Origin of the sequence: Pseudomonas sp. B21-023, assembly GCF_024749165.1 — a bacterium.
Taxonomy (GTDB): Bacteria; Pseudomonadota; Gammaproteobacteria; order Pseudomonadales; family Pseudomonadaceae; genus Aquipseudomonas.
In genome coordinates this window covers 3669066-3680874 of the sequence record NZ_CP087190.1, presented here as the reverse complement: position 1 = coordinate 3680874, position 11809 = coordinate 3669066, and the positions used below count along the sequence as shown (strand labels likewise).

Here is an 11809-nt window from a genome sequence, read left to right as displayed (position 1 = left end):
AGACAGGACACTAGACAGAGCTTCGTCTGATCTCGTAAGCGGGAGGGGCGTCGGTTAATATAAGCTTCTGGAAGCGCAGCATATTGTTTGCCTCGGGGGCAGCAACTCCATAGGCGGGCGGATCTTCCAATGCTCGTCCATAAGTGGGTGGTCTGGTCGACATTGAAAAAATCATACTTGAAATCGCAGTCGCTTGTTCGGGTAAAGAATTTTTTAGATGTTGTAGCCTCTCGTGGGTCGTGTTGATTTTTCTTTCGGTCTTCCGTAGTTTGTATTTGGCGTACCATCCGGAAATATTTGACTGGCCTACGCGAGACATCTGAAGTTCCCGTTGATAGTATTTTGCGTCGATCAGGCGCTTCGGTAGTTTGATTGCCATCTTCGCGTCCCAGCCAGTCGCCTCGTTATTCAAGTGCCAGCCGGCGTATTGGCGAGTTTCCGGCGCGTTGTCGGTGGCTTTGATGGCACTCAACTTGAATTGCGGCTCTATACCAAAGGATGCCCTCAAGCCAGAGGCATGACCGGATGGGTCACTGCTGTTGACTGGGTCACCTGCGCAATAGCCGTAGCTGTTGATTCCCCCTTGTGCAAAGGGGCTCAAATTGTCCGGTGAGTAAAACCGCATCAGCACGGGATCATAGACCCTGTAACCATTACCCAACAGGTAATAGCCGGTGTCTGCCTCGCGGTGTTGGCCAGTGAAACCCCGCATGATCTGAACACGCATGGCCTTGGTACTGAAGCCGAAGGGCATGTAGACAAGGGCATCGAGTGTTGTGGAATGTCGAGCTCCTACAGTCGAGCCCAGGGTGTCGGCTATCAGCATCCATGCACCGATCTTGGTCTTTTGCTCGCTGCTACGCATGGCCACCTCCAGAACACTGAAAGAACAGCAGTAGACTCACTCATTCTGCGGGAACAGCCTACTGGCAAATTTACTAGGTACGGTTCATGGTCGGCTTCGGGTTCCCTCACTCCGGCCTTACTCCCAGGAGGGCCGCGCTGCAGGGCCCATCCTGGGCCCCAGCGCTTGACGGGCATCCATGCCCGTCACCTCCCTCCGCAAGGCCTGCGTTCGGCCTCCTGAAGTCGCGAAGTTACGGGCGGCGCCTGCACTGACGCAGCTGTCGCTAGTTTAAACTTAATTAATCTCTAGATCGCATCGCGGGGCAAGCCCGCTCCCACGCAATAGTCGCCTTTATATACAACCCTGTAGGAGCGGGCTTGCCCCGAGAAGGGGTCGGAACAGCCAATACATAACTAATGTTAAAACAACTAACTCCGCACTTCTTGCTCTTGCTCTTGCTCTTGCTTCTAAGCGCGCAATAGTCCAGGCGCCGCCAATTGCGACTTCAGGAGGCCGAGTGGAGTTCTTGCGTAGTGGGGCGACGGCCATGGATGGCCGTCGAGCGCTGCGCCCCAGGATGGGGCGTACAGCGCGGTACCCACGGGAGCAAGAACGGAGCGAGGGAACCCCGGAGCGCAGCGCAGGGGCCGTATGAATGGAGCCAGCGGTTTTTGCCTACTTTTGCCCAAGAGCAAAAGTAGGTCGCCGTAAAGGCGAAAAGGTGACTAGATGTCGACATATTTCAAGAATATGTATGCAAAATCAAAACAATCGAGCGAGAGCCAGAGCCAGAGCCAGAGCCAGAGCCAGAGCCAGAGCCAGAGCCAAATCCAAATCCAAATCCAGAGCCAAATCCAGATCCCTACCCAAACCAATGCTGCCAAGCCAACCGAACAGTCAACGCCAGCACCACAGTAATAAACACCGGCCGAATGAACTTGCTGCCCCCACTGATCGCCGTCCGAGCCCCGAAAAACGCCCCGACCATCACCGACACCCCCATGCACAACCCAACGATGTAATCCACCTGCCCGGAAATGACAAACACCGTCAGCGCCGCAATGTTGCTGACAAAGTTCATGCTGCGCGCCACACCACTGGCCCGAACCAGGTCGATGGGATAGAGCAGCAACGTGCTCACGGTCCAGAAGGCACCGGTACCCGGCCCGGCAACGCCGTCGTAGAAGCCCAGGGTGAAGCCCTGCGGAAACTGCCACTTCCTTTTGATCGGCGCATCGGCGTCCACCGGCGCCTTCGGTGTACCGCCGAACAGCAGGTAGACGCCACAAGCGAACACGATCACCGGCAGCATCTTGTTCAGCCACTCGGCTGGCATGTAGTGAGCCACCACCGCACCGATCAGCGCGCCCACCAGCGTGCCGAGAATCGCCAGGCGCCACTGCGCCGGATGGAACAGCTTGCGCCGGTAGTAGGTGATGCTGGCCGTGGCGGCGCCGAAGGTCGAGCTGAGCTTGTTGGTGCCCAGCACCAGGTGCGGTGGCATGCCGGCGGTGAGCAGCGCCGGGGTGGTCAGCAGGCCGCCGCCGCCGGCGATGGCATCGATGAAGCCTGCGACGAAGGCGACCAGGGCGAGAATCAGCAGCGTGAGCGGTTCTACGGTGAGTTCGAAAGGCATGAGGGCACGGGCAGGCTGGACGGGAGGGTGCGGCAAAAGGCCGCGCTAGAGGTGGTGCATGGTAATGCCCTGTGGTCGGTGTTACCAGTTTTGGCCTCATCGTCGGCAAGCCGGCTCCCACAGGGATCGCGGTCCATCTGTGGGGCTTGGCAATGATGAGTCCGGTGAAGCTTACAGGAACCAGCGATATTCCCGCGCACTGACCTCATTGAGAAACGCCAGATGGTCCTGGCGCTTGTTCTCGCAATAGACCATCACGAACTCCGCGCCCAATCCCTCGTTGACCGCCGGATGCCCACGCATCGCTGCCACCGCGCCGAGCATGTCCTTGGGAAAATCGATCCCGCTGCCACGGTCCTCGTTCAGCGGCGCAATGGGTTCCTGCGCGGCATCCAGCCCGTGCTCCATGCCGCACAGGATCGCCGCCAGCACCAGGTACGGATTGGCATCCGCCCCGGCCAGCCGGTGCTCGATCCGCAGGTTGCGCGCATCCGACTCGGGGATACGGATACAGGCATCGCGATCCTCGAAGCCCCAGCTGGCGCGGCTGGCGGCGTTGACCATGGCCCCGTAGCGGCGAAACGCATTGTGGTTGGCGGCGAAGATCGGCATGCAATGCGGCAGCAGCGCCAGGCAACCGGCCACGGCGTGGCGCAGCGGCCGCTGGTTATCGGCGGACAACAGGTTGTTGCCCGCCGGGTCGTACAGGCTGACATGCACATGCATGCCGCTGCCCGGCGCGTGCAGATAGGGTTTGCTCATGAATGAGGCGCGCAGCCCGTGCTTGCGCGCCACGCCCTGGGTGCTGCGGCAGAACAGTGCCGCCCAGTCGGCGGCGCGCAGGCCATCGTCGCAATGGCCGAAGTTGATCTCGAACTGGCCGGGACCCAGTTCGGCGGTAATGACGTTGGCGTCCACCCCCTGGATGTTGGCAGTCTCGACCATTTCGCGCAGCACATCGGCAAAGCGCGACAGGCGCTCGATATGCATGTTCGGCTGGTCGTCGGCATCGCCACTGACCGGGTCGCGGGGGAACTGCGGCAAGCCCTCTTTCAACGCTTGGTCGAACAGGTAGAACTCCAGTTCGAACGCCACCACCGGGCGGATGCCGCGGCATTCGAGGCGTTGCAGGACGCGGGCCAGCACCTCGCGGGGTTCGAACTCGATGGGCGCCGCAGTGCCGTCCGAGGTGATCAGCATCTGCCCCAGCGGCTCTCGCTCCCAGGTCACCGGCTTGAGCGTACCGGGGACCAGGCGGCGCGGGGCGTCCGGGTCGCCGTCGTTGAAGCAGTAGTCGCCGATCGGGAACAGCCCGCCCTGCACGCCGAGCAGTACGCAGTTCTGCGGCAGCTTGAGCGGGCTGCCGGCGGCGACTTTTTCCAGCATGTCGATGGGATAGCGCTTGCCGTAGAAATGCCCGGGGATGTCCAGGCTGATCAGGTCGACGTAGCGCACGTCGGGGTGTCGGGTGCGCAAGGCGCGTACTTCGCTGAGCAGATCGGGGAAGCCTGTTGTACTTGTCATTGGCATGCTCTCAACGGAAGACCCAGAGAACCCGGGTCGTTCGGGCGGTCAGGTTGGCGTAGCGGAACTGGCTGTGGGGTGGCAGCTGGAAGCTGTCGTTGGGGATCAGGGTGACGGCGCCGTCCTGGCCTTCGAGCCACAAGGTCAGCTCGCCCTCAAGGACGAAACCGCCTTGTTCCGAGCTGTCGTCCAGATGCCCCTCGCCACTGCTGGCGCCGGGCGCCAGGTGGCTTTCGAGCATGGCGAAGCGGCCACTTAGCGTCGGCGAGACCAACACGTCGGTGATCCCGGCGGCGTAGTACAGGGTGCGCCGCTCGTCGGGGCGGGTCACCCAGTCGATCTCTCGGGGCGGCACGGCCTGGTAGAAATAGGTGGTAGGCACGTGCAGCGCTTCGCTGATGGCGGTCAGGTCAGCCACCGTGGGCCGCGACAGGCCGCGTTCGACCTGGGAGAGGAAGCCCAGCGAGCGGTTGACCCGAGTTGCCAGCTCGTCAAGGGTCAGGCCGCGGTGCTTGCGCAGGTCGCGCACCTGACGGGCGAGGGCGTGGGTATCGTCAGACATGATCGCGCATCCTGTACCAGGCCTTCGCAGCCGCTTCCAGCGGCGCGGCCAGCAGGTCGCCGCCTGGGAAACGGCCATTGTCGATGGCCTGGTACAGCTTCAGCAGCTCGTCGTCACCGAGGATTGCGTCGCTGACCGCGCGTGCACCAGCCAGGGTCGGCAGTACGCCGTGGCCGGAAAAACCCTGCAGCCAGTAACGTTGGCCTTGGCGACCGATATCCGGCGTGCGCTGGATGCTGCAATCGATGTGGCCGCCCCAGGCATGCTCGATGGCTACCCCTCGCAATTGTGGGAACACCCGCTCCAGGTACGGCCGGGTGGCGCCGGCGACGTCCTTGGGGATACCACCGAGGTACGTGCAGCCACCGCCGAACAGCAGACGGTGGTCGGGGGTGAGGCGGAAATAGTCGGGGACGAACTGGTTGTCGATCACGCAGCTGTTGCGCGGCAGCAGCGAGGCGGCGAAGTCGGCGTCCAGCGGCGCCGTGGCCACCTGGTAGGAGCCCACCGGCAGCAGGCGACGCGAGAGCGCGCGGTCGAGGCGGTCGATGTAGGCGTTGCAGGCGAGCACCATTACGCGGCTGCGCACCTCGCCCTGATCGGTGCGGGCGACGAAGCCGCCGGCGTGTTCCTGGTAATCGATCACCTGGCTCTGCTCGTAGATCCGCCCGCCGTTCGCTTCGATCACGCCGGCCAGGCCCTGGGCCAGCTTCAGCGGGTTGAGGTGGGCGCCATTGGGATCGTACAGCGCGGCCTGGTAGCGGGGGCTGTCGATCCACTCGGGCAGTTCCTCGCGGCCGATCAGGCGCAGGCAGTCGTAGTCGAACTTCTCCTGTGCTTCACGCCGGGCCTCCTCCAGCAGTTTTACGCGGCGCGGCAACACGGCGGTCCACAGGCTTCCCAGGCGATAATCGACGTCGAAGCCATGGCGCTGGGGCAGTTCGTGCAGCTCGCGGGCGGCCCAGCACATGCTGTCCCAGAGGCGCCGGCTGCGCTCCAGGCCCAGGGCTCGCTCCAACGGGGGCATGTCGCACGACCAGCCCGGCAGTGCCTGGCCACCGTTGCGGCCCGAGGCGGCCCAGGCCACCCGGCTGGCTTCCAGCAGGGTGACGCGCTGGCCGGCCAATGCCAGGCGCAAGGCCGTATGCAGGCCGCTGAAGCCGGCACCGACGATCAGGACGTCGGTGTCGTGGGCGCCCTGTAGGGTGGGGCGCAAGGGGATAGTGGCGGGGTAGGTGCGGGCGTAGTAGCTGGCGACGTGCTGGGCGGATTGCTTGAACATGTCGGGGCCTCGTGAAATTTTTTCTGATTATTTTCATGAAAAAATAGCAGAGGATTTTCATGGCGCCAGTCGGGGATGCCCTCGCGAGGCGTTAGGTCGCCGCCTTGCGGCGCGTCTGCCGGGGTTTGCTGGCTGCGGCTTTGCCCTTGGCCGCGCTTTTACGCTTCTTTTTCCATGGCGTCGCAGCCTTGCCCGCCGCCGGCCCGCTGATGGTCAGGCGCATGCCGCTGCAACGTTGCACCAGCTTGCCCATCCACGCCGATTGCCGGGCGACGAACTCCTCCAGGCTCATTTCCCCGCTCTGCACCATGTCCAGCGCCTGTTCCCAGATCGCCGTGGTGCCGGGGTCGGCGATGGCCCGGGGCACGGCGTCGATCAGGCTGAAGGCGGCGGGTGTGGCCGCGAGGGCCTTGCCGTTCTTGACCAGGTAGCCACGGTCGAGCAAGCCCTGGATGATGCTGGCGCGAGTCGCCTCGGTTCCGATGCCGGTGGTTTCCTTGAGCTTCTGCTTGAGCCTGGGGTCGTCCACCAGCTTGGCGACGTTTTTCATCGCCTTGATCAGGTCGCCTTCGGTGAAAGGCTTGGGTGGCTGGGTCCACAGGTCTTTCAGTTGCAGGTCCCGCACGGTGCAGTCCTGGCCTTCGCGCAACGCCGGCAGCACCTGGGCCGGTGGCGCCTCGCGACCCTTGGCCGGAGTCAATGCCTCGGGCAGCGCACGGCGCCAGCCGGGCTCAACAATCTGCTTGCCCACCGCGCGTAGCGCATGGCCGGCACAATCGAACTCGGCCTGGGTGCGGTCGTACTCGTGGTTGGGCAGGAACTGCGCCAGGTAGCGGGCGCGGATCAGGGTATACACCGCCTTGTACTTGGGTGGCAGGCGCGCCGGGTCACTGGCGGCGGCGGTGGGGATGATGCCGTGGTGGGCGCTGACCTTCTGGTCGTTCCACGCCCGCGAACGGCGCTGTGGGTCCAGGTAATCCCGCAGTGGCGCGAGGCTGCTGTCGGCGCGATGCAAGGCTGCGAGTATGGCAGGTGCCTCGCCATGCTGGCTGAGGGGCAGATAACCGCTGTCGCTGCGCGGGTAGGTGATGAGCTTGTGGGTCTCGTACAGGGCTTGGGCGATATCCAGGGTTTCCTGGGCGCCGAGGCCGAGCTTCTTCGAGCACACCTCCTGCAGGGTGCCGAGGTCGAAGGGCAGCGGCGCGGCCTCGCGAACCCGTTCGGTGGCGATCTTCAGCACCCGGGCGCTACCTGCGGCCTGCATGTCGGCCGCGGCTTGTTGCGCCATGTCCTGCTTCAGGCAGCGGCCCTGATCGTCGCAGGCGTCCCCGGGGGCGCGCCACTGGGCGTTGAACACGGCGCCCGCGCTTTCCAGTTGCACGTCGATGGCCCAGAACGGCATGGGCACGAAGTCGGCGATGCTGCGGTCGCGGTCCACCACCAGGCGCAGTGTCGGGGTCTGCACCCGGCCCACTGGCAGTACGCCCTGGTAGCCGGACTGGCGGCCGAGCAGGGTGAACAGGCGGCTCATGTTCATGCCGATCAGCCAGTCGGCCCGCGAGCGGCCCAGGGCCGAATGGTAGAGGCTGAAGGTCTCCTGGCCGGGCAGCAGGCGCCCGAGCGCCTTGCGGATCGAGGCATCGTCCAGCGCCGACAGCCACAGGCGCTGGATCGGCCCGCCGTAACGGCAGTGCTCGACCAGTTCGCGGGCAATCATCTCGCCCTCGCGGTCGGCATCGGTGGCGATCACCAGTTCCCGGGCTTCGCCCAGCAGACGCTTGACTGCCTTGTACTGGCTGGCGGTCTTGGGCTTGACGGTCATCTTCCACTTTTGCGGGATGATCGGCAGGTCTTCGAGGGTCCAGCGTTTGTAGCGCTCGTCGTAGCTGTCCGGCGGGGCGGTCTCCAGCAGGTGGCCGATGCACCAGGTCACGCAGACATCGGTGCCCTGCCAGCAGCCATCGCCGCGGCGCTGGGCGCCGAGGACCTTGGCGATGTCTTTTGCCTGGGAGGGCTTTTCGCAGAGAAAGAGGCGCATGGCCGAAAACGCTTCATCGTGAAAGTTGGCCCCTAGGATGCGCAAGCCAGGGCGCGCAGGCAAGTTTTATCTGTATGTATGTACAGGTTTTTTGCCCGCATCTTTGGCAGGGACGTCATCCCTTCGGGTTGGACGAGGTGGCAAATGCGTGCCAGCTTTGCCTTTCGCCCGTCAGTCGTGTCACCGGACGATGTCGCTGGGGTGTCCTTCCTACAAGAACAACAGGGATGTAAACCAATGCCCGTATTCGATTACCGACAGCTCGACAGCACTGCCTCCTCTGCGCTTTACAAGGACGCCATGGCGCTGGCCACCTACGCCTACCATGGCATCGACGATGGCTTTGGCGCCGGCTACCAGAAGTACGGCTTCGGTCTAGGTCTGCCGGCCACGCTGGTCAAGGCACTGATCGGCGGTACCGACAGCCAGGGTGTGATCCCCGGCATCCCCTGGAACCCGGACGCCGAAGCCAGGGCCCTGGCCCAGGTGAAGGCCGCCGGCTGGTCGCCGATCAGCGCCGCGCAACTGGGCTACCAGGGCAAGGCCGACGCCCGCGGCACCTTCCATGGCGAAGCGCAGGGTTACACCTCGGCGCAGGTGGAGATCCTCGGCCGCTACGATGCCGCCGGCCAGCTCAGCGGCATCGGCATCGCTTTTCGCGGCACCAGCGGTCCGCGTGAGAACCTGCTGGGCGACACCATCGGTGACGCCATCAACGACCTGCTGGCGGCGATCGGCCCGGCAGGCTATGCCCGTGATTACGCCGGTAACGCATTCGGGCAGCTGCTCGCCGATGTCGCGGCCTTTGCCAAGGCCAACGGCCTGAGCGGCGCGGATATCACCGTCAGCGGCCACAGCCTTGGTGGCCTGGCGGTCAACAGCCTGGCCGACCTGAGCGGTTCGCGCTGGGGCGGCTTCTACCAGGATGCGCGCTACGTCGCCTTCGCCTCACCGACCCAGGCTGCCGACGCCAACAAGGTGCTCAATATCGGCTACGAGAACGACCCGGTGTTCCGCGCGCTCGATGGCACCTCGGCGACCTGGGGCACCCTGGGCGTGCACGACGGCGCCAAGGCCTCGGCCACCAACAATATCGTCAACTTCAATGACCACTACGCGTCCGACGCCTGGAACCTGCTGCCGTTCTCCATCGGCAACATCGCCACCTGGCTGTCGCACCTGCCGACGGCCTACACCGATGGCCTTGGGCGTGTGCTGGATTCGTCCTTCTATCAGTGGACCAGCCGCGACTCGACCATCCTGGTCAGCAACCTGTCGGACGTGACCCGTGGCTCGACCTGGGTCGAGGATCTCAACCGCAATGCCGAGCCGCACAAGGGCAGCACGTTCATCATCGGCTCGGACAAGGACGACCTGATCCATGGCGGGCGCGGCAACGACTACCTCGAAGGTCGGGCCGGCAACGATACCTTCCGCGATGACGGCGGTTTCAACCTGATCGACGGTGGCGCCGGCCATGACACCCTGAAGCTGCAGGATGCCTTGGCCAACCTGAGCATCGTCCGGGATAGCGAAGGCACGCTGTACGTGCGTGACGCCGAGGGCGGCATCAGCCTGGTGCGCAATGTCGAGAGCTTGGTGAGCAAAGAGTCGAGCCTGCTGATCTTCAGCAAGGAAGTCAGTCACGGGGTGGCGGTGCAGGGGCTGTTCGAAAGCGGCAAGATCGCCCCCTACGCGTCCTCGCTCAACGGCACTCAGGCAGGCGACCAGCTGGTGGCGGGCAACCAGGGGCAGTGGCTGTTCGGTCTGGGCGGTGACGACCGGCTGCAGGGTGGCGCCGGCAATGACGTGCTGGTCGGTGGCACGGGCAACGATGTGCTGATGGGCGGCGGGGGGGGCGACACCTTCCTGTTCAGCGGCCATTTCGGCCAGGACCGGGTGCTGGACTTCTCCGGCCAGGATCGACTGGTGTTCATTGGCGTGGACGGCGGCACCGCCGCGCCGGACTGGCGTGCCCATGCCAGCCAGGTGGGGGATGACCTGGTGCTGAAGTTCGGCGGGGACAGCGTGACGCTGGTGGGGATTGCGGGGCAGGGCGTTGGGGATGGGCAGATCGTGATTGCCTGATCCTGGGGCTGCTGTTCGTCGGCACGACAAGCTGGCTCCCTCAGGCAAAGCGCTGTTCGTGGGAGCAATTGTCTTGTGCTGTTTGTAAGGGCCTCATCGCTGGCAAGCCAGCTCCCACAGGGACGGCGCTTGGCTTGAGAGCGGCGCGGTCGGTGTGGGAGCCGGCTTGCCGGCGATGGCTGGCGCTAGCCGGCCCGTTGCTCAGGCGATCTCGCGCGAATCCCGAACCATGTCCACATGCGGGATGCCGGCCTCGAGGAATTCCTCGCTGACCACGCGGAACCCCAGACGCTCGTAGAACGGCGTTGCATGCACCTGGGCGCTGAGCATCTGCTGGCTGAGGTCACGGTTCTGCGCCTCGATGATCACCGCACGCATGAGCGCATCGCCCACGTGCAAGCCACGCCAGTCCTTGAGCACCGAAACCCGGCCGATGGTGCCGTCGGGCAGCAGGCGGGCGGTACCGATCGGGTAGTCGCCCTCCATGGCCAGGAAGTGCACGGCGGTTGGGTCTTCGGCGTCGAACTCCAGCTCTGGCGGCACGTGCTGCTCGGCAACGAACACGGCGCTGCGGATGCGGTGGATGTCGGCATTGTCCTTGTACCAGTCGGCCAGTCGAACACTGATCTTATTCATCGGCAAATCCCAGGCTGCCTTGCATGACCAGCTGTTGTACCAGCATCAGGCCGTCTTCGTCCTGCAGCCACTGCCCCAGGTTTTCGCTGTGCAGGGCGTCGGCGGAGCAGATCAGCTTCAGCAGTTCGCGCAGTTTGCCTGGCAGCGGGCAGCTGCGACCGCTGGCGAACAGCAGCAGGTCGTCACCGAACTCCGACCAGGCCAGGCGTGCACTCGGGTTGCGAATCAGGATGGCGCCCTGGCCGAGATAGTCGAGCAGCTCCTGTTCGCTGAGCTCTTCGCCCACCACCTGCTCAGGATAGCGAGGCTCGGTCATGAACTGGCCGAACCAGGTCAGCAGCAGGTCCTTGTCGGACATATGCTTGTCGATCAGCGCCTTGAGGCGGTCGAGGGCATCGTGCTGGATCTGGTGCGGGTCGCTGACCGGCTGGGCATCGGCATCGCTGTAGCGCTCTTCATCCGGCAGGAACTGGCCGAGGAAGTCGGTGAAGTGGGTCAGCACTTCGGCGGCGCTCGGGGCGCGGAAACCGACCGAGTAAGTCAGGCACTCACTCTCGGCGACGCCGTAGTGGGCCAGGCGCGGCGGCAGGTAGAGCATGTCGCCGGGTTCGAGGGTCCACTCGTCGCTCTGCTCGAAATCAGCGAGGATGCGCAGGTCTGCGTGGTCGATCAGCGCGCTGTCGCTGTTGCACATCTGCCCGACTTTCCAGTTGCGCGTGCCGTCGCCTTGCAGCAGGAACACATCGTAGTTGTCGAAGTGCGGGCCGACGCTGCCGCCGGGCGCGGCATAGCTGATCATCACGTCGTCGATGCGCCAGCTCGGCAGGAAGCGGAACTCTTCCAGCAGCTCGGCCACTTCCGGCACGAATTGGTCCACGGCCTGCACCAACAGGGTCCAGTCACGCTCGGGCAGGTCGCTGAAAGCGTCCTCGGCGAACGGGCCGCGGCGCAGCTCCCACGGGCGCTCGCCGTGCTCGAGCACCAGACGCGACTCGACTTCTTCTTCCAGGGCCAGGCCGGCCAGCTCGTCGGCGTCGATGGGGCTGACGAAGTCAGGGAAGGCCTGACGTACCAGCAGCGGCTTCTTCTGCCAGTAGTCGCGCAGGAATTCACGGGCCGTGAGGCCGCCCAGCAGTTGCAGTGGAGTATCAGAATTCATGTTCAACCTATTGAAAAAACGTAATTTTCGTACGGGA

General features: G+C 64.2%; 9 protein-coding genes. 1 reads left to right on the top strand and 8 read right to left on the bottom strand.

Translation table 11 applies throughout. The features are described 5' to 3' along the window. Nucleotides 1-10 precede the first annotated feature (10 nt). The 6 genes from LOY42_RS16460 to LOY42_RS16435 all read right to left on the bottom strand — a co-directional run bounded on the left by LOY42_RS16460 (nt 11) and on the right by LOY42_RS16435 (nt 7889). Nucleotides 11-865 carry an RHS repeat-associated core domain-containing protein gene (locus tag LOY42_RS16460; protein WP_258598460.1) on the bottom strand — a complete coding sequence of 285 codons (855 nt, stop codon included), beginning with the start codon at nt 863-865 and terminating at the stop codon, nt 11-13. 844 nt (nt 866-1709) lie between these two features. Next, nucleotides 1710-2483, bottom strand: coding sequence for a TSUP family transporter (locus LOY42_RS16455; protein WP_102685482.1), 774 nt, complete (start codon nt 2481-2483; stop codon nt 1710-1712). A gap of 171 nt (nt 2484-2654) precedes the next feature. Then, nucleotides 2655-4007 (bottom strand): glutamine synthetase family protein, encoded by a 1353-nt coding sequence (locus tag LOY42_RS16450; RefSeq protein ID WP_139671889.1) that lies wholly within the window; start codon nt 4005-4007, stop codon nt 2655-2657. 10 nt (nt 4008-4017) lie between these two features. Next, on the bottom strand, nt 4018-4569 hold the full coding sequence (locus LOY42_RS16445) for a helix-turn-helix domain-containing protein (protein WP_139671886.1): 552 nt from the start codon (nt 4567-4569) through the stop codon (nt 4018-4020). Continuing rightward, nucleotides 4562-5851 (bottom strand): FAD-binding oxidoreductase, encoded by a 1290-nt coding sequence (locus LOY42_RS16440; RefSeq protein WP_139671883.1) that lies wholly within the window; start codon nt 5849-5851, stop codon nt 4562-4564. The genes LOY42_RS16445 and LOY42_RS16440 overlap by 8 nt, the downstream gene beginning before the upstream one ends. A 91-nt stretch (nt 5852-5942) precedes the next feature. Next, on the bottom strand, nt 5943-7889 hold the full coding sequence (locus tag LOY42_RS16435; protein WP_258598454.1) for a DNA topoisomerase III: 1947 nt from the start codon (nt 7887-7889) through the stop codon (nt 5943-5945). Between the two features lie 237 nt (nt 7890-8126). Here LOY42_RS16435 and LOY42_RS16430 point away from each other — a divergent pair, with 237 nt between their 5' ends. Then, the gene (locus tag LOY42_RS16430; RefSeq protein ID WP_258598452.1) at nt 8127-9977 is read left to right on the top strand and encodes a polyurethanase; all 1851 of its coding nucleotides are present in this window, start codon (nt 8127-8129) and stop codon (nt 9975-9977) included. Between the two features lie 201 nt (nt 9978-10178). Here LOY42_RS16430 and LOY42_RS16425 read toward each other — a convergent pair whose 3' ends face one another. After that, nucleotides 10179-10613 (bottom strand): GNAT family N-acetyltransferase, encoded by a 435-nt coding sequence (locus tag LOY42_RS16425; protein WP_102682656.1) that lies wholly within the window; start codon nt 10611-10613, stop codon nt 10179-10181. After that, the gene (locus LOY42_RS16420; RefSeq protein WP_102682655.1) at nt 10606-11772 is read right to left on the bottom strand and encodes a cupin domain-containing protein; all 1167 of its coding nucleotides are present in this window, start codon (nt 11770-11772) and stop codon (nt 10606-10608) included. Before LOY42_RS16420 ends, LOY42_RS16425 begins: the two co-directional genes overlap by 8 nt. Nucleotides 11773-11809: the final 37 nt, after the last annotated feature.